Annotated in this window: 20 protein-coding genes and 1 riboswitch; of the genes, 13 read left to right on the top strand and 7 right to left on the bottom strand. The window is 62.2% G+C overall.

Annotated features, from left to right (window positions below):
* Positions 1-104: 104 nt before the first annotated feature.
* Together D3791_RS07505 and D3791_RS07500 are read left to right on the top strand one after the other, a co-directional pair.
* Entirely contained in the window at positions 105-1,541 is a 1,437-nt protein-coding gene (locus tag D3791_RS07505) for a glycosyltransferase family 2 protein (protein WP_246242436.1), read from the top strand.
* Complete coding sequence (locus tag D3791_RS07500) at positions 1,541-1,762, top strand: hypothetical protein (RefSeq protein ID WP_242632511.1); 222 nt, start codon at positions 1,541-1,543, stop codon at positions 1,760-1,762. Before D3791_RS07505 ends, D3791_RS07500 begins: the two co-directional genes overlap by 1 nt.
* Here D3791_RS07500 and D3791_RS07495 read toward each other — a convergent pair.
* Positions 1,724-2,419 (bottom strand): EAL domain-containing protein, encoded by a 696-nt coding sequence (locus tag D3791_RS07495; RefSeq protein ID WP_172511794.1) that lies wholly within the window; start codon positions 2,417-2,419, stop codon positions 1,724-1,726. The two genes, D3791_RS07500 and D3791_RS07495, sit on opposite strands and share 39 nt — an antisense overlap.
* An 85-nt stretch (positions 2,420-2,504) precedes the next feature.
* Between D3791_RS07495 and D3791_RS07490 the strand changes: the two genes are divergently transcribed.
* Together D3791_RS07490 and D3791_RS07485 are read left to right on the top strand one after the other, a co-directional pair.
* Positions 2,505-3,539, top strand: a complete 1,035-nt coding sequence (locus tag D3791_RS07490) for a GGDEF domain-containing protein (protein ID WP_022874660.1) — start codon at positions 2,505-2,507, stop codon at positions 3,537-3,539.
* Between the two features lie 59 nt (positions 3,540-3,598).
* A complete protein-coding gene (locus tag D3791_RS07485; RefSeq protein ID WP_172511793.1) occupies positions 3,599-4,051 on the top strand; it encodes a GNAT family N-acetyltransferase in 453 nt (150 codons plus the stop codon).
* Between the two features lie 7 nt (positions 4,052-4,058).
* Here D3791_RS07485 and D3791_RS07480 read toward each other — a convergent pair whose 3' ends face one another.
* Entirely contained in the window at positions 4,059-5,519 is a 1,461-nt protein-coding gene (locus D3791_RS07480; RefSeq protein WP_172512930.1) for a SulP family inorganic anion transporter, read from the bottom strand.
* A 172-nt stretch (positions 5,520-5,691) separates the two neighbouring features.
* Complete coding sequence (locus D3791_RS07475) at positions 5,692-6,153, bottom strand: hypothetical protein (protein WP_172511792.1); 462 nt, start codon at positions 6,151-6,153, stop codon at positions 5,692-5,694.
* Between the two features lie 702 nt (positions 6,154-6,855).
* Between D3791_RS07475 and D3791_RS07470 the strand changes: the two genes are divergently transcribed.
* Positions 6,856-8,037: a glycerate kinase gene (locus D3791_RS07470; protein ID WP_172511791.1), complete on the top strand. Its 1,182-nt coding sequence runs from the start codon at positions 6,856-6,858 to the stop codon at positions 8,035-8,037.
* Here the strand turns inward: D3791_RS07470 and D3791_RS07465 are convergent.
* The gene (locus D3791_RS07465) at positions 8,022-8,864 is read right to left on the bottom strand and encodes an SDR family oxidoreductase (RefSeq protein WP_172511790.1); all 843 of its coding nucleotides are present in this window, start codon (positions 8,862-8,864) and stop codon (positions 8,022-8,024) included. The genes D3791_RS07470 and D3791_RS07465 overlap by 16 nt on opposite strands.
* Positions 8,865-9,022: 158 nt before the next feature.
* On the opposite strand from D3791_RS07465, the gene D3791_RS07460 reads away from it, so the two are divergent.
* Together D3791_RS07460 and D3791_RS07455 are read left to right on the top strand one after the other, a co-directional pair.
* Positions 9,023-9,559: a hypothetical protein gene (locus D3791_RS07460; protein ID WP_172511789.1), complete on the top strand. Its 537-nt coding sequence runs from the start codon at positions 9,023-9,025 to the stop codon at positions 9,557-9,559.
* 329 nt (positions 9,560-9,888) lie between these two features.
* Positions 9,889-10,947, top strand: coding sequence for a sugar diacid recognition domain-containing protein (locus D3791_RS07455; RefSeq protein ID WP_172511788.1), 1,059 nt, complete (start codon positions 9,889-9,891; stop codon positions 10,945-10,947).
* A 23-nt stretch (positions 10,948-10,970) separates the two neighbouring features.
* Here the strand turns inward: D3791_RS07455 and D3791_RS07450 are convergent, their stop codons facing one another.
* Entirely contained in the window at positions 10,971-11,225 is a 255-nt protein-coding gene (locus D3791_RS07450; RefSeq protein ID WP_172511787.1) for a Txe/YoeB family addiction module toxin, read from the bottom strand.
* On the bottom strand, positions 11,225-11,485 hold the full coding sequence (locus D3791_RS07445; protein WP_061955840.1) for a type II toxin-antitoxin system Phd/YefM family antitoxin: 261 nt from the start codon (positions 11,483-11,485) through the stop codon (positions 11,225-11,227). The genes D3791_RS07450 and D3791_RS07445 overlap by 1 nt, the downstream gene beginning before the upstream one ends.
* A 272-nt stretch (positions 11,486-11,757) precedes the next feature.
* Between D3791_RS07445 and D3791_RS07440 the strand changes: the two genes are divergently transcribed.
* Positions 11,758-13,119 carry a GntP family permease gene (locus D3791_RS07440; protein WP_172511786.1) on the top strand — a complete coding sequence of 454 codons (1,362 nt, stop codon included), beginning with the start codon at positions 11,758-11,760 and terminating at the stop codon, positions 13,117-13,119.
* An 82-nt stretch (positions 13,120-13,201) separates the two neighbouring features.
* Here D3791_RS07440 and D3791_RS07435 read toward each other — a convergent pair whose 3' ends face one another.
* On the bottom strand, positions 13,202-13,564 hold the full coding sequence (locus D3791_RS07435; protein ID WP_172511785.1) for an SdpI family protein: 363 nt from the start codon (positions 13,562-13,564) through the stop codon (positions 13,202-13,204).
* A 268-nt stretch (positions 13,565-13,832) separates the two neighbouring features.
* Positions 13,833-13,923, top strand: a riboswitch (SAM riboswitch).
* A 68-nt stretch (positions 13,924-13,991) separates the two neighbouring features.
* On the opposite strand from D3791_RS07435, the gene D3791_RS07430 reads away from it, so the two are divergent.
* Genes D3791_RS07430 through D3791_RS07410 form a run of 5 tightly spaced genes read left to right on the top strand, consistent with a single transcriptional unit; the run spans position 13,992 to position 20,088 of the window.
* Complete coding sequence (locus tag D3791_RS07430) at positions 13,992-15,032, top strand: substrate-binding domain-containing protein (protein ID WP_172511784.1); 1,041 nt, start codon at positions 13,992-13,994, stop codon at positions 15,030-15,032.
* Entirely contained in the window at positions 15,016-16,554 is a 1,539-nt protein-coding gene (locus D3791_RS07425; protein ID WP_172511783.1) for a sugar ABC transporter ATP-binding protein, read from the top strand. Before D3791_RS07430 ends, D3791_RS07425 begins: the two co-directional genes overlap by 17 nt.
* Positions 16,551-17,552: an ABC transporter permease gene (locus D3791_RS07420; RefSeq protein WP_022874674.1), complete on the top strand. Its 1,002-nt coding sequence runs from the start codon at positions 16,551-16,553 to the stop codon at positions 17,550-17,552. Before D3791_RS07425 ends, D3791_RS07420 begins: the two co-directional genes overlap by 4 nt.
* A complete protein-coding gene (locus tag D3791_RS07415) occupies positions 17,549-18,652 on the top strand; it encodes an ABC transporter permease (RefSeq protein ID WP_172511782.1) in 1,104 nt (367 codons plus the stop codon). Before D3791_RS07420 ends, D3791_RS07415 begins: the two co-directional genes overlap by 4 nt.
* Positions 18,652-20,088: an LLM class flavin-dependent oxidoreductase gene (locus D3791_RS07410; RefSeq protein WP_172511781.1), complete on the top strand. Its 1,437-nt coding sequence runs from the start codon at positions 18,652-18,654 to the stop codon at positions 20,086-20,088. Before D3791_RS07415 ends, D3791_RS07410 begins: the two co-directional genes overlap by 1 nt.

The following is a 20,088-nucleotide window of genomic DNA, read 5'->3' as shown; positions in this document are numbered from 1 at the left end:
TGGCTAAATAACTTTCTTGGCCTAAATCCCCGGAGGCTCGTCTCTGGGGGAACCCGCCCGTGCGGTGCCGCACGTTAACCCCGTAAAGTGAACGGAGCGCGTACGTGCAAAAGCATTTCAGCCGATGGGTGGGCATCGCTGTCGTCCTGATTGTCGTGGCCGCGGCCGCGCTGCTGTTGTGGTCCATCAGCCTCAGCGGCAAGCCGGTGTCGATGTGGAATCCAGTGGAGCTGCGGATCGGCGCGCTCTGGACCACGTTCTACAGCACCGAGCTGCCTGATCTGTCCATTCTGGTTTTCGCGGTTACTGTAGCAGTGCTCCTGGTGCTCCTAGTGGTCCTGGGAGAGCGCTTTGTCACCTGGCGCTATCGCCGGACGCCAATACAGAAATCGAGCCGACCGCTGGCGCCGAAAGCCGTGATGGCTCGCACCCGCGGTGTCCACGCAGGCGAAGTCACCGTGACGGTGCTGATTCCTGCGCACAACGAGGAAGCTTCCCTGCCCTTTACGCTCAAGGCCCTCGAGGAGCAGAGCTTCAGGCCGTCGCGGATCATCGTGGTGGCCGACAATTGCACCGATGCCACCGTTGAGGTGGCGCGCGAGCACGGTGTCGAGGTCTTCGAATCGGTGGAGAACAAGCACAAGAAGGGCGGGGCGCTGAACCAGGCGCTGCAGGCCATTTTGCCGGCGATGGGCGATAACGACTGCGTCATGGTGATGGATGCGGATTCGCAGATCGGCGCCGGATTCCTGGAAACCGCCAAGGACCGGTTCACCTGGGACCGCGCGCTGATGGCGGTGGGCGGTCTCTTCCACGGCGAAGAGGGACATGGGCTGCTCGGCCAGTTCCAGCGCAACGAATACACCCGCTACCAGCGCGAGATCGAGCGCCGCAATGGCCGGGTCTTCGTGCTCACCGGCACCGCCTCGATCTTCCGCGCCGCGGCCCTGCGCACAGTGGCCGCGGCCCGCGGCACCACGCTGCCGGGCAACCCGGGCGAAGTCTATGACACCGCCGCGCTGACCGAGGACAATGAGCTGACCATTGCGCTGAAGACCCTCGGCGCGCTGACCACCTCGCCGAAGAGCTGCACGGTCGTCACCGAGCTGATGCCCAGCTGGAAGATGCTCTGGGCCCAGCGCCTGCGCTGGCAGCGCGGTGCGCTGGAGAACCTGGGCGCCTACGGGGTGAGCGCGCAGACCTCGCGCTACTGGGCGCAGCAGATCGGCATCGGCTACGGGGTGATTGCCCTGTTCAGCTACTTCGCGCTGATGCTCATCATGCTGGTTTCCATGGACACCTGGGTGTGGTTCCCGTTCTGGATGCTGCTCGGGGCGCTCTTCGCGGTGGAACGCATCGTCACCGTCTGGCATGGCGGATGGCGCGCGCGGATCGTCGCGGCCCTGGTCATCCCGGAGCTCGTCTACGACGCGTTTCTGGATCTGGCCTTCCTCAAGGGCGTGGCGGATATCGCCTTCGCCCGCAGCGCGGATTGGAAGCATGTCGAGCACGCAGGTGCTGCACGGAAGGAATTGGGCTGATGGTGGAACTTCTGGTGCACGTGCCGCGCGGGATCATCCTGCCCGAGAGCGTGCTGCTCAGCGACTGGTTCGCGGTGCTGGCCTCATTTGTCGCGATCAACACCGTGCTGTACCTGGTGCTCGGACTGGTGAAGCTGCTGCCGGTGATCCGCCTGAAGAGCACGCGGGGCCGCGAACGGCGTTCAGAAACCCGGAGTATCGATCCCGAGGCGTTGCCGTAGCCCGGCCATCGCTTCAGGAAGCTGCTGTGTGTCGAGGCCGGGGCTGAAGTAGAAGCCCTGGGCATAGTCGAAGCCCAGATCCCGGGCCAGGGCCAGATGATGCGCGGTTTCCACGCCTTCGACCAGGGTCTTGGCCCCGATGCCACGGGCGGCAGCGAGCAGGATGTCGACGTGCTCGTGCGCTGCGGCCGATGACTGGTAGCGGATGAACAGTGACCGGTCCAGCTTCACGATATGAGGCTTGAGCATGGTGATGCGTTCGCGGGTTGCATAGCCGATTCCGGCATCGTCAACCAGCAAGAGGCAGCCGAGCTCATCGGCGCTGATCCGGGCCCTGCCGCACAGCTCCGGTGAGGAGAGCTCATGCAGTTCCAGGCCCCAGGACAGTCGGGGATCCAGCTGCGGGTGCTGCTGGGCGAAAGCATCGATGGCCGGCCCTGAAGCGTTCATGGTGAGCAGCAGGCCATCGGGGATGACCTGGCTGGCGTCAATGATTCGCTCCAGGGCGCGCAGTTCGAGGTCAACTAGGCTGCCTGCAAGGCGGGCTTCATCGAAATGCGCCTGGGCAGTGCGGCCATCGCGGAACCTGGCCAGCGCTTCGAAGCCCGCGAGGGCATGGCGCTGCAAGTCGATGAGTGGCTGGAATACGAATTTCATGATGCGCCGATCAGGCCGAAATTGAAGGACTTTGCCGTTGCAGTGTTGCGCGGTTGGCTAGTGAAAATCTTACAATGGACTGGATATGGATACGCGGTTTCGGGGGAAAAAGGACCGGCGGGCCCGGGCGGCCGTCGGCTGGTGGTACCGGCTGCTGCCGCCCAGGGTTCGGGCCATCAAGCGCCCGGAAGTAGCGGTAACCGGGTTTATCGCCTGCTTCTTCATACTCTTCTACCTGATCAACTTGACCTACGACTTCGAGTCGGTGGTCAGGGAGTACCTGGGCTATGTCCGCTTTGCCGGGGCGATCCTGGTGCTCTTGCTGATCTACATCAAGCTGGACCGCTTCCCGCTGTGGATCGGCTACCTCGGGGCGCTGACCGAACTTGTCGCCTTCGGCTACTTCGTGGGACTCTCCTCGGATTTCGAGCAAATCGCCTTCCGGCTCCAGGAGTTCCCGTTGATCACCCTGTATCTGGCCTGGCTCTTCGGCCCCAGGCTGGTGCGGGGGACCATCTACCCGGTGCTGGCTGGGACCCTGTACCTGGCCTACTTCTACGGGCCGCAGTCAGGCATGGCGCTGCACAGCGGACGGCTCAATGTGCTCAGCCTGCTGCTGCTGACCATCGGCGCCTCCGTGATCGGCAGCTATGTGAAAGCCCGCTTCCACTACCAATCCGAGGTCGACGAACTCACCGGGGCGGTCAATCGACGGGGGCTGCAGCTGCGCGGGGAGCTCTTGCTGGCTTCCTTCCAGCGCTCCCGCCGGCCGCTGGCGGCGGCCCTGCTGGACATGGACAAGTTCAAGGCGATCAATGATGAAGGCGGCCATGAGGCGGGCGACCGGGCCCTGAAAGCCCTGGTGGCGCATCTTGAGGCGTCCACGCGCCGAAACGACCTGGTGGCTCGCCTGGGCGGCGATGAGTTCGTGATCCTGTTCCCCAACACCACACGCACCCAGGCGCAGCTCCTGATGGCTCGCGTGCAGGGCTCGTCGTCGCAGGCATGGAGCTTTGGGGTTGCGCAGGCGCGCAAGGACGACAACTTGAGCACGATGATCCTGCGTGCGGATCGAGACATGTATGCCTCGAAACGCGATCGGGCCGCGCGCGAAGGCTGAAACCCGGGCGACATCGGAGTGAAATAAAACCGTGGCACGCTGGAGCCATGGATATCAGGATGATCGAGGCCGATCCGTTCGCCGAATCGATGCAGCGCATGGTGCGGGAGCATTTGGCCGATATGGCGCCTACCGCGCCCGAAGAAAGCCGACATGCCATGGCCAGCAGTGCGTTGGCCGATGAAGGCGTCTCGATGTTTCAAGTCTGCGTTGGTGAAACGGTGATCGGCATGGGAGCGTTCAAAGACTTGGGCGGGCAGGTGGCAGAACTGAAAAGCATGCGTGTTTCCCCGGAGTTTCGTGGACGCGGCATCGGACGGCGGTTGCTCGATGAGCTGATCAATACCGCCGTGCAACGAGGTTTCTCGCTCCTATGCCTGGAAACCGGGACGCACGGGTACTTCACCGCCGCCCGGGCCATGTACGAGGCCGCCGGCTTCACTCAGTGCCCGCCTTTTGGAGACTACCAATTGGATGATAACAGCGTGTACTACCGGCGGGCCATCGGCTAGCGGCCGGCTAGTTCAGCTTCCCGCCCAGGCGCTCCTGCATTTTCTGGCTGGCCTCGTTCAGCCCGCGGATTTCCACGGTTTTGCCGTAGTTCTGGTACTTGCAGCGGATCGAATCCACCGATGCGATGGTCGAAGCATCCCACAGATGCGAGGCGCTGAGATCAATCACGATCCGCTGCGGGTCCTCGGCGTAGCGGAACTGGGTATACAGGTCATTGGAGGAGGCGAAGAACAGCTCGCCATTGACCGCATACAGCGCCTGTTCGCCATCCACCGTGCGGGTGACGGTGACCATGTGGGCCACCCGGTTGGCGAAAAGCACCATCGCCGCCAGGATGCCCACGCCCACGCCAATGGCCAGGTTATGGGTGGCCACGGTGAGCACCACGGTGATGGCCATGACAAAGGTTTCGCTCTTGGGCATCATCTTCAGTGTGCTCGGGCGGATCGAATGCCAGTCGAAGGTGGTCGCCGAAACCACGATCATCACCGCGACCAGCGCGGCCATCGGGATCTGCGCCACCACGTCGCCCAGCAGCACCGCCAGCAGCAGCATGAAGATGCCGGCGAAGGCGGTGGAGATTCGGGTGCGTCCGCCGGAGACCTTCACTCCCACCATGGTCTGGCCGATCATCGCGCAACCGCAGATCCCGCCGAAGAACCCGGTGATGATATTGGCGGTGCCCTGCGCCCAGGACTCGCGGGTCTTGCTCGACGGGGTATCGGTGATGTCATCCACCAGCTTGGCGGTGAGCAGGGATTCGAGCAGGCCCACAAAGGCCACGGCGATCGCGTAGGGTGCGATGATCTTGAAGGTTTCGGCGTTCAGCGGCACGCCCGGCAGATGCAGCAGCGGCAGGGAATCGGGCAGCTCGCCCTTGTCGCCCACGGTTGGCACCACGATTTTTGCGAAGACGGTGATCGCGGTGAGCACCACGATGGCGATCAGCGGCGCCGGCACCGCCTTGGTGATCTTCGGGAAGAAGCAGACGATCGCCACGCCCAATACCACCAGCGGGTAGACCTGCCACGGCACATTGCGCAGTTCGGGCATTTGCGCCCAGAAAATCGAGATCGCCAAGCCATTGACGAAGCCGATCATCACCTGCCGCGGGATGAAACGCAGCAGCTTGGCCACGCCCAGCAAGGCTAGAGTCACTTGGATCACTCCGGCGAGGATCACCGTGGCGAAGAGGTATTCCACCCCATAGGTGCGGACCAGCGGGGCGACTACCAGGGCCACGGCTCCAGCGGCTGCGGAGATCATGGCCGGGCGCCCGCCGGCGAAAGCGATGACCACGGACATGGTGAAGGAGGCGAAGATGCCCACACGCGGATCGACCCCGGCGATCACGGTGAACGCGATGACCTCGGGGATCAGCGCCAGAGAAACGACCAGACCGGCGAGCAGCTCGGTTTTGAGCAGCCGAGGGGATTTGAGGGTGCGCCACACCGATTGGCGTTGCATCGGGGTCAGTTCTGCGATCGCGGTGCTCACCGGGACTCCATTCAAACAAGTGCCCCGAGAGGAATTGGTGCGGGGACCTATCTACGTTATCGCACCGGTGCCCGATTGGGCTCGGAGTTGCACATCAGATACGGGCTCTGTCCGGCGTGGTTCCCCTCTTCATGCTTGGCTGCTATTCCAAAAGCTCTCCGACGCCGCGAAGGTTTATTTCACCGAGGGCGACTTTGTGCAGGTTTTCATCCGGTGCTTCTCGTTCAGCGGTGTCTCGACTGCGATAAAGTGCCGAGGGCCGCGGAGAGTCCATGATCCCGAAGATTGGATTCCCGTCGTCATCCTCGTCATACGGCAATAAGGTTGTGTGGGTGAGGAACAGGCTACTGCCTGCCGTCATCTCTATGCCTTCAGTGTTCTGCACCTTTCGGGCTTCCCAGCTGACCTGAATTTCCGGGTGCTTTTCCTGAATCGCAAAGCACTCAAGCTCACTGGCCACGATCGCAATTATTGGCTCTATGTAGTCGAGATCTGGAAACGGGCTGGGTTGTTTGCCATAGACGACGTAAACCATCAGTTCTTCTGAATGTTTCGATCCAAGGCGAATCTTGATTCTCGCCAGAATACTGCTTAGAGACGGCATGGAACTCCCTTCCGCGCAGGAGCATAGGCATCAGAACAGTAAGTCTTGCAATTGTAGACAATTGTTCCGATTCAGGGCCCATGGCCCAGAGAGGGGCTGGGTTAGAACCAGATCTCGCCTGCCTGGATATCTGCCTAGATAACAGTCGGCCGATTAAAATCGAAATCCCGGCGAAATGCTTCGCCGGGATTTCTCGATCATCACTCGCACCTTCAATGAGGTACTTATAACTATAGGGGCGCACTCTGTGTGCCAAATAAGCATGGTCTGCGCATTGGCTTCGGGTGTTGCCCGCTGCCCGGGGCCATGACCCGGGCCAGCGTTTAAGGGCAAAGAACTGGCCCTGTCGCAAGACCGACAGGGCCAGTTCTTCGTCATCACTCGCACCTTCATGAGGTACTTATAACTCTAGGGGCGGTGCCTGTGCATGCAATAAGCAGGCACTGCGCGTAGGCCATGCATTTGGGAATGGGGTTAAAAAAGGTTCCCGCCGGGCAATATCCGACGGGAACCTTTACGATCATCACTCGCACCTTCAATGAGGTGTTTTCAACATTAGCGGCGCTTTCTGTGCCGATCCTTTGGCTGGGCTTCGCGTTTCTCATGACTGGGCACGGTGCACATAAGTGCGCGGTAGCGCCACGGGCAAATACAGGCGCCGGCCCATAGTTTCGTACCGGGAAGCTCCCTAAGCTGGGGACTATGACTTCCCAGCAGAATCCGGCGCCAGCAGCCAATGACGTGATGCAGGTAGCGATCGTTCCTGATTCCTTCAAAGGCAGCGCCCGCGCCAGCGAGGTGGCGACCGCCCTCGCCCAAGGGGTGGCCAAGGCAGCGGCCAGCCGCAAGCGCCAGGTCGAGATCACTGCAGTGCCCTTTGCCGATGGCGGCGAGGGAACCCTGGAAGCGCTGATCGATGCGTGGGAGACCGAAGCGATCACGGTAGACACCACCGACGCACTGGGTCGGCCGGTGGCCTCCCGGCTGGGGTTGAGCAAAGACCACAAGATTGCCGTGGTGGAAGCCGCCGAGGCCGCCGGGCTGCCGCAGGTCAGTGACGTGCCGCGCAGGCCATTGGAAGCCACGACTTCCGGCCTGGGGCCTCTGGTGTCCCGCGCCCTGGAGCTCGGGGTGCAGCAGATCATCCTGTGCCTGGGCGGATCGGCCACCACCGACGGAGGCACCGGATTATTGACCGCGCTCGGCGCGAAGTTCCTCGATGGACAGGGGCGGCAGCTGCCTCCTGGTGGTGGCGCACTGCAGCAGCTGGCACGGATTGACGTCTCCGGACTGGATCCCCGGGCTGCCGGGGTGCAGTGGCAGATCGCTTGCGACGTGACCAATCCACTGCTCGGTGAGCAGGGCGCAGCCGCGATTTTTGGGCCGCAGAAGGGCGCCACCGATGAAGATGTACAGGTGCTTGATCGCGGGCTGGCACGGCTGGCCGATGTGCTTGAAGCCGACACCGGCCGGGCGCTGCGCGGGCAATCGGGCATGGGAGCTGCCGGCGGTTTGGCCGTGTGCCTGGCCTCCTACTTCTCGGTGGAACTGACCCCCGGATGGGAACTGGTTGCCGAAGTGCTCGACGCCCATCGGATCCTGGGTGCGGCGGATCTGGTGATCACCGGCGAGGGCCGGCTCGATAGCCAGTCGCTGAACGGCAAGGTGGTGTGCGGGGTGCTCCAAGCCGCCGGCGAGGCAACGGATGTGATCGTGGTGGCCGGATCGGTGGATCTGGGCGATGAGCAGCTGGAGCAGGCAGGGATCCTGGCCGCGTACTCCATCGCCCCCGGACCGGCGAGCCTGGCGCAGCTTTCGGCCGATGCGCTCGCGTTGGTTGAGCGCACGGCGTTCAGCGTGGCCCGGACCTATTTGCGCAAATAGTCCTGGAAGGACATCGGCGCGCTGCCGGTGATGATCTCGATATGGTCGCTCACCTTGGCCATGGCGTTGCTGGCGATGGCCGTATAGGTGCTGACCCAGGCATCAAGCTGCCACTGCGGTGCCCCGTAGCTTGCGCGCGAAGCGTAGGCCTCATCGATGGTTTCATCGTGGAAGGCGACGGCTTGGCCGCGCTCGGCGCCCAGCATCCGGGCCACATCCGCCATGCTCAACGACTGCGGGCCGGTCAGCTCATAAGTGGCGCTGGCATGTTCGGAGGCCGAGGCCAATACGGTGGCCGCGGTGCGTGCGACGTCCGCGCGGGTTACCGGGGCGAAGTGCCCGGTTCCGGCCGGGCCTCGGATCACCCCGTCTTCGCCGACCAGGTCGGGCAGGAAATCCTGGTAGAAGCTGTCGCGCAAGGCGGTGAAGCGCAGGCCCGAAGACCGCAGGTATTCCTCGGTGGCGTAGTGTTCGCGTGCCAGGGTGAATTCCGCATCGGGGGCCGCGGCGGTGAAGGAGGTGTAGACGATGTGCTGCACTCCGGCGGCCACTGCGGCGTCGATGAAGGTGGCATGCAGGTCCAACCGGTGATCGCTCTCCGGGGCCGAAACCATGAACAGCACTTCGATGCCTTCCAGCGCTTTGATGCTGGCGGCGCGATCGGCATAGTCGAAAGCGCTGGCCGTGGCCAAGGGCAGCTGGGGAGCCCGGGCTGTGTCGCGTACCAGGAGGCGTTGGGCGATAGAGCGGTCGGCCAGGTTCTTGGCCACCAGCGAGCCGAGCGCCCCGGTGGAGCCGGTGACGGCAATGTGCGGTGTAGTGTCCATGGCTTCTGGCTCCCGGGCGGATCGGTTGTTACGGCCAGCTTAGGTGGTATGGGTGGAGAAAAGCTCCCGGCTGCTCCACCGTGGGGATGAACTGGAGACGGCGGACTTGCGACAAGAAGACGATGTGCCAAGTGGCGGCCGATTTCTACGATGGAATCATGATGAAGAAAAAGTATGTAGCCGCCGCGTTGATGGCAGCTCCCTTGTCCCTTGTGCTCTCCGGTTGTTCCGTTTCGGACTTGTTAGTGGACAAGTACGATGAATCCACCGAAAAAACAGCGAAGACCTCTGAAGAAGCGGTGTCCGGCGAATTGTTGCCAACCTGGGTGCCCAAGGGCGGAAGAGATGTGAAACTCGTGCAACGCAATACGGGCATGGAGCGCATTTTCGTGATGGACTACTCCGGCGAAGTGCCTGGCGAACAATGCGTCCCGATCAAGAGCACAGGACATCCGAGCGAAGCCGAACTCAAGAAGGCCTACGCTTCGGATTCGCGCACCAAGGATTTTGAAGCGAATGAAATCTCCGCCACCCGAACCCTTGAAGCCGATTGGTGGCCTGAGGGTGCCGAAAACCAGACCACGGATTTATGTGGCCGATTCTGGGTCCACGTTGCCGATGACAAGTTGTATGCGTTTGCGCCCGATGCCAACAGCACGGTCAAGTCAGTTCAGCAGGAGCGCGACGCTTCCTAGGCTTCGTGGGGATCGTGCCAGTGGGGCTGGATTCGAGCGGTGTAGAGCCGGCATGCGACGAGCCCCGCGAGGCACACCACGATCAGGACCGGGCCCACTAGGCCGGGCAAACGCTGGTTCCATGTCATGTTGAGCGTTACGAGCAAGGAGACCAGAAAGCCTCCCGTTAAGTAACTGATCGCCGAACTCATGGTGAACCTTTCATCGCGATTCTTGACTGGGGCGAGCCTAGCATTGATGAATCGCAAGGTGAAGGACTCTCGGGCATCCGCTAGGGCGTGCCGTTGCCGATTCATCTCGTAAATGAGCATGCCAGCTAGGATGATTCCATGAGCGAAATGGAGCACCCCCGGCTGTCCAGCGCATTGGCGCAGAAGGTCGTCGACACCATTGCGCCGACGATCGATCGCCATGTGAACATCATGAACGCCCATGGGATCATCATCGCTTCCAGTGATGCCGCGCGCATCGGCACCCTGCATGAAGGCAGCGTCGAAGCCATCCGGCGCAATGAGATCATCCGGGTTGCCCAGGCCGATGAAACCGCAGGAACCCAGCCCGGGGTGAACCTGCCGCTGATGCTCAACGAGCGGTTGTGCGGAGCAGTTGGCGTGACCGGCGCACCGCATGAGGTTGAACCATTGGCTGACCTGATCGCGCTGACCGTGCAGTTGCTCCTCGCCCAGGAACGCGAGCACTCGCGCAGCGCTCGCCGGGCCGCCGAGGCCAGGGATATCATTTCGGCCCTGCTCGCCGGACATGTGGCGGCAGACGTGATCGATCGGACCCTGGACGCGCACGGTTTGCGTGCGCCCTTGCAACTTGAGCTGTGGCTGCCGCGAAGCGAACAGGACCCGTTGCTGGAACAGCCAGCGCTCGACGGGACTCGCACCTCGTGGGTGGGGCTGTTTGGCGCCCATTGGCGACTGGCCAAGGCCGACGAAACCTCGGCGAATTACTTCAACGCTCATGACCGTTATCTGATTGGGCTAGCCGCCAAGGATGCGGGCGAGCTGTTGGCGCAGGCAGAAGCGATGCGGACTTTGGCGGCTCGCCCTGCATTGCTTCCCCAGCGCGGGCAGCAGGCGATCTGGAACCAGGATATTGCCGTGGCCGTGGCGCGCACTCCGGTGCGTAGCCTGGAGTATGTGGCTTCCCTGGCGCAGGTGCTGAACCAGGAACAGGCCAGAACCCTATTGGTGGTTGCCGCCGCTTCCTCCATGTCCGAGGCCGCGGAATCCTTGCATATCCACCGCAATACGCTGGTGCAGAGGCTGGAGCGGATCGGCCAGGTGACGGGCGTTGATATTCGCCAGTCCGCAGAATCGCTGCGATTGCAGCATGCAGTGTATGCGCGGATCGCGCTGGATGAACTGAGGATCTTTTAACCAAAGTTCTTGAGCGTGAAGGCTTAGTAGTGATAACGGGCTTGAAGAATTATCACTTCATCTTCCTCTACGAGGTAAACCAGGCGATGCTCATCGGTAATACGCCTGGACCATGACCCCTGGGCGCCATATTTCAGCTGTTCGGGCTTCCCGATGCCGTTGAAGGGATCGCGCAGGCAGGCTTCTATCAATGTGTTGATTCGCTTGATTATCTTGCGATCTGTTTGTTGCCAATACTTGTAGTCCTCCCATGCGGACTCGTCCCAGCTTAGGCGCATTAGTCGTCACTGTCAGAGCGGTCCAAATCATGTTCGATTCGCGCTCCGTTTCGAACGCGCTCGTAGGAATCCAGTAGTCGACGAGCATTTGCCGGGGAGCGGAAAAGGTATGCCGTTTCACGCCATGCAGCGTATTCGTCAGCGGGCATGAGCACGGCGTTGCCTTTGCGGGATACGATCTCGATGGCCTCTTGATCGTTATTAACTCGTTCGATGAGCGGGAACAGTGTTTTGCGAGCCTCGCTGGCGCTGATCGACATGATGTCTCCTGAGTTCAAAGCATTTAGTGGTACAAGTTTACGGTACCAACCTGCAAATTGGTAGAGCTGCTGCTTGTTGCCTTCGAGGGCGCAGCCTTAGTCTCCACGCACACATTTCACGTATTGCGCCCTAGGAATTCTGGGCGCATGCCCATAGGTTATCTTTTGCCGCTTTCCTAGTATTGGCTCATTGCAAACTCTCCGAACCACCAAAGCTTGAGCCGTTTTGCCGGAGAGTACACCGCAGACCGTGGCAAAGGAGCCAACCAACCGTGTACGAGCTAATTGTTCTGTTGATCCTCGTGATCGCCATTGTGCTGGTGACAGCGCGCTGGAAAATCAGCCCCTTCCTCGCGCTGATCGGCGCCGCCATACTTGCCGCATTCGCCTACAAGATCCCCTTGGCCGAAGTGGCCAGCACCGTCACCACGGCGTTCGGCAACACCATGGGCAATATCGGCCTGGTGATCCTTTTCGGGACGATGATCGGCATCATCCTGGAACGTTCGGGCGCCGCCATTTCGATGGCCGACGCGCTGATCAAGGTGCTGGGCACCAGATTCCCGAATCTGACGTTGACGATCATCGGCTACATCGTCTCCATTCCGGTCTTCTGCGACTCGGGCTACGTGGTGCTCAACTCGCTGCGCAAGGCCATCACGCTGCGCACCGGGGTATCGGCGCTGGCGACCTCGGTGGCGCTGATGACCGGCCTGTACGCCACCCACACCATGGTTCCTCCGACTCCCGGGCCGCTGGCCGCCGCCGAGAGCATCGGCATCGCCGATAACCTCGGGCTGATCATCGCCGTGGGCCTGCCGGTCGCTGCCATCTCCGCGCTGGCCGGCCTGGCCTACGCCAGCAGGTTCAACAAGTCCCAGTGGACGCCGATGGCTTCGGACGACGAGAACGATCTGGCCGACCTGGACTACGAGCAGCTGCGTGCAAGCTTCGGCAAATTGCCGCATCCGGTCTTGGCGTTCCTGCCGATCCTGGTGCCGCTGGTTTTGATCTGTGCCGCGTCCATCGCCAAATTGCCATCACAGCCTCTGGGCGAGGGCACGCTGGTTGAGGTCCTGTCGTTCATCGGCACCCCGGTGATCGCACTGATCTTCGGCCTGCTCTCGGCCACGCCGCTGCTGAGCGGGGACAAGAAGCTCTCCGACTTCAATGACCAGATGAACGAGGCAGTGCGTACCGCCGCACCGATCCTGCTGATCACCGGCGCTGGGGCGGCCTTCGGCGCCGTGCTGGCCTCCTCCAAGCTGACCGAATTCCTCTCAGGTTCCTTGAGCGGCCTGGGCCTGGGGCTGGCCGTGCCATTCTTGATTGCCGCCGCGTTGAAGTCGGCGCAGGGCTCGTCCACGGTGTCGATGGTGACCACCTCCGCGCTGGTTGCTCCGATGCTTGGATCGCTGGGGCTGGATTCCGAGCTGGGAATGGTGCTGAGCGTGTTGGCGGTCGGCGCCGGTGCGATGGTTGTTTCGCATGCGAACGACTCATACTTCTGGGTGGTCTCGCAGCTCAGCCGGATTCCGGTGATCACCGCGTACAAGACCCTCAGTGTTGCCACGGCGATCCAGGGTACTGCGGCGTTTGCCACCGTCTGGATCCTCGGGGCGGTCCTGCTCTAGGGGGCCTGTCGGGCAATTCTTATCAGCGCCGCGCCATCAACGAACGCTTCATTGATGGCGCGGTGTTCTCTTTAACTGGCGTTCAAGCGGAGAGCTCTTTGGCGACCTTGTTCCCCTTGGAAGCGGCAACCAGCATCATGGTGACGCCTAGGGCAAAGCCGATAGCGGTTACGGTAAAAGCTACGGTGAAATTCTGCATGAAACAGAAGATTGCCGAGGCGATCAAAAACAGCCAGCCAGTTATGCCAAAGATCTGAAGGATTGGCGCAGCTTCACGGTGCGCTGCCAGCCAGGCTTCATCGCTGGCCAGGGTGTGACGGGTCTTCACGCCAACGCTGTTGTTGCGCGGTATGCGCCCTTGGGCTCCCATGCGAGCCAGTATGCCCGCGGTGAGTGTGAGTACTAGCAACCCGAACATCAGGCTCAATGTGCTGGTTAGGTCCACGCGCGTGTCCTATCGATTAGTGTCTTTAGATTCAGTCTATATGATTTTGATATTTTTCTAGACCCAAGCCATACGGGACTTATCCGGTTCAAACAACAGGAACACTGCGAACCAGAGAACGTAATATGCGGACATATGACGCGCTTTTCAAGCGTCCAATGGGCTTCAAGCCGTCGAAAACCCCGGATTTGTGAAGAGATCTGACGCAGTGTTCCCTCCCATGACGCTGTAATAGCCACCTTGGCGGATCGATGTTTGACTCGAATGACACCCATCCAGAGCGGCTGAGAGACCTGGCTCCGCGACGCCGCAGCAAGTCTGCATCCTGCAGATAGTGCTAAAGCCAGGTTCGATGGAGCTCCCGGGTCGAGAAGCAAGGACTTCTGTTCGGGATCCCTCGGTTCTATCTGTCTAAGAGAGGGACGGCATGACTCGCACTCGCCCGAACATCCTGAAGCTTATGGTTGTTGCCCTGGCGGCAACCACGCTGCTCGCGGGTTGCTCGTTGAAGGAACCCCGCCCGGAAGTCGCTCCGGTCGCGGCGCAAAGCAGCAACCCGCAAGCCGAGCAGAAGCTCGAGAACGTTCCTACGCTTGAAGGCAAAAAGGTCGGCATCGCGGCCAAGGATATCCTGCACGACTACTCGCGTGTGGTCTACCAGCAGATCCAGGAACGCATCAAGGAACTCGGCGGCGAGGTCGTCGCTACCCAGGCCGAAGCCAAGGATGAGAAGCACGTTTCCGACGTGGAAAACCTGATTACCCAGTCGCCGGACGCCATCGTGGTGATCCTGGGTGATGCGCAGACGCTCACACCTGCCCTGGCCAAGGTGGACGCCACCGGGATCCCGCTGTTCACCATCGACTTCCAGAGCGAATACTCGAAGAACAACGTCACCAGCGACAACTGGAATGTCGGCACCACGCTGGCCCGCACCATGGCAGAAGACCTGCACGGCAAGGGCAAGATCCTGGTCTTCAATGGCTTCCCCGGCGTGACGCCGTGCCGAATTCGCTACAACAGCCTGAACCTGGTGCTCGAAGACTACCCGAATATCGAGAAGATCACCCCTGAACTCCAGGACAAGTACGAGGGCACCATCGAGGATGCCAAGAACCAGATCCAGGATCAGCTGCGCAGGCTGCCCGAGGGCGAAGTCGACGCGATCTGGTCGTGCTGGGACATGCCGCTGATCGGAGCGGCGCAGGCCATCGACCCCACCGATAATGACATCAAGCTCTATGGCGTCGACGCGGAACCCGGAGCCTTGGATCTGATCGCGGACCCGCAGAGCTCCTACCAGTTCACTGTCGCCCAGCCCACCAAGCAGATTGCGGCTACCTCGGCCACCAACATCGCCCTGTTCCTCGATGGGCAAACCGACAAGGTTCCGAGCACCAGCTATGCTGAGCCGATTTTTGTCGACAAGGACAACGTGAATCAGGTGCGCAATGACAACGGCATCTAATGCATTGCTGAGCATGGCCGGGATCAACAAATCCTTCGGAGCCGTGAAGGTGCTCGACGATGTCCACCTGCAGCTCCGGGCCGGCGAAGTCCTGGGCTTAGTCGGCGAAAACGGTGCCGGCAAGTCCACGCTGATCAAGATCCTCACCGGCCTGTACACCCTGGATACCGGCCAGATCGAACTGGCTGGCAACGCGGTGCAGATCCGCCGCCCCGCGGACGCGGAAGCTCTAGGCATCGAGGTAATCCACCAGGACCGCCATCTGGCCGGACGCCTGACCGTAGCCGAGCAGCTGTATCTGGGCACGAGCAAGAGCCGCGGGCTCTGGCGCCATGAGCGCACCGTGCAAGAGTCGGCCCGAGCCGACATCCTGCGCACCACCGGCCAAGAGCTGGATGCCTCGGCCTTCGTTGACGAGCTGAGCGTTGCCCAGCAGCAGCTGATCCAGATAGCCCGCGCCGTGCTGGCAGAGCCCAAGGTGCTGATCCTCGATGAGCCGACCGCGCCGCTGGCCAATGATGAGGTTGAACAGCTCTTCGATACGATCCGGCATCTGCGTGATCGCTCAGTGGGCATCATCTTCATCTCCCACTATCTGCAGGAACTGCAGCAGATTACCGACCGGATTACCGTGCTGCGCAATGGCAAGAATGCCGGCGACGCCAGTTTTGCCGCCGGTGACAGCATCGAGGATGTCATTGGCCTGATGCTGGGAAACCAGGTCAACGAGTTCTCGCATCAGAAGCGCGAGGCACCCGCACAGCAGGGGGAGCCTGCCCTTGAGCTCTCGAACCTGTCGGTCGCCGGGAAGCTGAGCGACATCAATCTTTCGGTGGCGCCCGGGGAAATCGTGGCTGTGACCGGCCTGGTGGGATCGGGGATCGAGGTGCTCGCCGATGCGGTGACCGGGAACCAACCACACGCCGGAACCGCGCTATTGCATGGCCACCCGGTGAAATCCGCCGCGGACTTCGCCGCCCGCGCCGGCGCCTACGTCCCCTCGAACCGGCATCAGGATGGCATCTTCCTGCGCAATACCGTGCGCGAGAATATCGCTGCCGCGAGCCTGCGCAAACTCGGCCGCCGGCTGGGACTGCTCGACGCGCGCAAGGAGCGCGCGGCAGCCAGCGAACTGGTGCAGCGCCTGGACATCCGCCCGGCTGATCCCGAAGCCGTGGCTTCGGGCCTCTCCGGCGGCAACCAGCAGAAAGCCGTCCTGGCCCGCTGGCTGGCCAAGGGATCCGATGTGCTGGTGCTGGACCAGCCCACCTCGGGTGTGGACGTGGGAAGCCGTGCGCATATCTACGCGCAGATCAACCAGCTGGTCGACGACGGCGCGGCCGCATTGATGGTCAGCGTTGATCTGGAAGAAGTAGCGGGGCTGGCCGATCGAGTGCTGGTCCTCTATCGGGGCCGGATCATCGCCGAGCTGTCCTCCGCCGAAGTGACCACCGAACGAATCTTGCAATTGGCCTCCAGCGGCCAAGGAACCGGAACACCACGAGAAGAGGTGAACGCATGAGCACCGCCATTGCCACCGTCAACGACGCACCGGCGCGCAGCGCACGCGGCAAGAAGCCGAGCCTGGCCGCCTGGATCGGCTATGCCGGCATCACCGCGGTACTGCTGCTCTTCGTTTTCGGCTCGCCATTTTTCCTGACGGCATCGAATATCGCCACCATCTTGACCCAGGCTTCGGTCTTCGGCATTGCCGGGGTGGGCCTCGCGATCGTGATCATCGCTGGCGGCGATGATGTCCTGAACGGCGGCATCGACCTGTCCACCGGCGCGGTGGCAGGACTCTCCGGCACCGTGACCGCGCTGGCTGCCGCCACCGGCACTCCGGGGTTGCTTGCGGTGCTCTACGGAGTGCTGGTGGCTACCGCGATCGGCGTGATCAACGGGATCTCGGTGACCCTGGGCCTGCGCCCGCTGCTGGCAACCTTGGCCACCATGGGCGTGGCCGCTTCGCTGGAACTGGTCTTCAGTCAGAACCTGAAGATCGCCGTGTCCGGCGGCTTCTTCGAGGCTGCCCGGGGCAGTGTTTTCCTCGGGATCCCGCTGGCGGCCTGGCTGCTGATCATCATCGGGGCCGCCGGCTGGTGGGTTTATGGCAAGACCAGCTGGGGTGTGAATTCCTATGCTGTCGGCCAGAACCCTACCGCCGCCCAGGTGGCCGGGCTGGATCCCCGCAAATACCGGCTGGCCAGCTATGTGCTCAGTTCGGCCTTGGCGGGCCTGGCTGGGACGCTCTTGGTGGCAAGGCTCTCGGCTGCGGTTCCCGGCATCGGAACGCAGATCCTGCTGGACATCATCCTGGTGGCCTATATGTCCATGATCTTCTCCCGCCGGCGACTGGTCAGCGTTGTCGGCACCGTACTGGCCGCAGTGTTCGTCGCCGCCCTGGATAACGGGCTGACCCTGCTCGGCGTTGCCAGCCAGTGGGTGGGCGCAGCCAAGGGCCTGCTGATCTTGCTGGTTCTGGCCAGCGTGACCCTGCGCGGAAGGAAGAACCGATGAGTACCGCTCAAACTCTTGCCGCGCCCTCGGCGCCGACCCCTGAATCCCCAACCACCGGAAGCGCCAAAAAGCGCGGCTCCTTCCAGGCATCGCGGTTGGTGGCTCCTGGAACCCTGGCCCTGATCCTCATGGTGTTCTCGGTGCTCAGCCCGGTGTTCTTCACGGCGGGAAACCTCGTGGGAATCCTGGGGCAGGTAGCGCTCCTGGCGTTGGTTGCCATTGGCCTGACCCTGGTGGTGCGGGCCGGCGGCATTGACCTGTCGATTGGCGTGGCCCTCGACTTGGGTGCCTTGGCCAGCGCCTGGCTGATCCACGACGGGTATCGTGCGTGGGTGGCTGTGGCCGGTGGATTGCTTTTCGCCCTGGTCGTGGGGCTGGTGAATGCGCTGTTGATCGTGGTTCTGCGGATCCCTGCCTTTCTGGCCACCTTGAGTGTCTGGTTTGTCGGCACCAGCGTGCAGCAGCTGCTGACCAGCGGCGGCGCGCCGATCTACCTTTCAGCGCCACTGGTGCCCGATGGTTTTGCCGTGATCGGGCGCGGCTACTTCCTGGACATCGATGCCGCCATCATCAACGCGGTATCCATTGCCGTGGTAGTGGCTCTGCTTCTTGGCATCACCCGTTATGGGCGCAAGCTGACCATGGCCGGCGAACAGCCCAGCGCGGCGAAGATCTCGGGCCTGCGGATCAATACGCTGATTGCCAGCGCGTACCTGCTGTGCGCGGTCATCGCCGGATTCGCCGGAGTGGTGCTGGCCGCACGCTCCAACGGCTATGTTCCGGGCAGCGGCCAGGCCTACCTGATGGATGCCATCGGAGCGGTCTTCATCGGGGCAACCATCAGCCGCTACGGACGGGTGTCCGTGGGCGGAACGCTGATCGGCGTGGTGATCTTCGGCCTGCTGGATAACGGGCTGAACCTGATCGGCCTGTCCTTCTTCTGGCAGGACCTGGCTCGCGGCCTGGTGCTGCTGGCGATCCTGCTCGCCGCCGTGGTGCTCGGGCAGTCCAAGGGCCAATCGGCAACCGGCATTTTCGCGCTACTGCGCACGGCAAAGCGCCAAGCACTGACCACCACCGCAAAGGGAAGAAGCAACTAATGAGCAAGCGCATCCACCTGAACGCCTTTGACATGACCTGCGTCAGCCATCAAAGCCCGGGGCTCTGGCGGCATCCGCAGAATAGGGCCGATGAGTACAACACCCTTGAATACTGGGTTGATCTGGCCAAGACCCTGGAGCGCGGTGGATTCGACGCTTTGTTCCTCGCCGATGTGCTGGGCATCTATGACGTGTACCAGAACTCCAGCGGGCCAGCGCTGCTCGACGCCGACCAGGTGCCGCTGAATGATCCGTTCATGCAGGTTTCCGCCATGGCCGCGGCCACGAAAAATCTCGGCTTCGCGGTGACCAGCGCGCTGACCTACGAACAGCCCTACGCGTTGGCCCGGAAGTTCTCCTCGCTGGATCACCTCACCCGCGGGCGCATCGGATGGAATGTGGTGACCAGCTACCTGGAGTCGGCGGCCCGCAACCTGGGCATGACCCGGCAGCTGGATCACGATGCCCGCTATGACATCGCCGATGAATTCATGGACGTGGTTTACAAGCTCTGGGAAGGATCCTGGGAGGAAGGCGCGGTGCTCAAGGACCGCGAACGCGGTGTCTACACCGACCCTTCCAAGGTGCACCCGATCAACCACCACGGCGAGTACTTCGACGTGCCCGGCATCCACCTCTCTGAGCCCTCCATCCAGCGCACCCCGGCGATCTTCCAAGCCGGTGCCTCCTCCCGCGGCCGGCGCTTCGGCGCCCAGCACGCAGAAGGCATCTTCCTGAACTCGATCAACACCGCGGTCACCCGTCGACAGACCGACGCGATCCGCGATGAATTCGAACTGGTCGGCAGGCCCCGGGATGCGGCCAAGATCTACGCGCTGATGACTACCGTGGTGGCCGACTCCGATGCCCAAGCCGAGAAGCTCTACCGTGAATACCAGTCCTACGCTTCACGCGAGGGCGCCATGACCTTCTACGGCGGCTGGTCGGGCTTGGACCTGAGCCAGTACGCGCCGGATGAGGAACTGCAGTACCTGGAAACCAATGCGGCCCGCTCCGCGGTGTCGATTTTCACTACCGCGAACCCTCAGCAGAAGTGGACCCCGAACACCATTGCCGACTACCTCAAAGTGGGCGGCATCGGGCCGGTGCTCGTTGGCTCAGCGGAAACCGTGGCCGATGAAATCGAGCGCTGGGTTGATGAGTCCGGGCTGGACGGGATCAACCTGGCCTATGCCATCACTCCCGGTTCCTTCGAGCAGTTCACCGATCTGGTGGTCCCGGAGCTGCGCAAGCGCGGGCGGACCTGGGCAAGGTACGAAGGCAATACCCTGCGCGAATATCTGACCGAGCCTGGCACCACGAGGGTGGCTGAACACCACCCGGCAGCTGCCTACCGCGGAGCTTATGCGGGCAAGGCCTCGGCGGCCGATACGAAGGCAAGCCAAACCCCGGAAGCGGTACTGGGCGCGCAGTGA

It is taken from the genome of Glutamicibacter mishrai, assembly GCF_012221945.1.
Classification (GTDB): Bacteria; Actinomycetota; Actinomycetes; order Actinomycetales; family Micrococcaceae; genus Glutamicibacter; species Glutamicibacter mishrai.
Note: the sequence above shows the minus strand (reverse complement) of the source record. Positions and strands in the feature narration are given on the sequence as shown.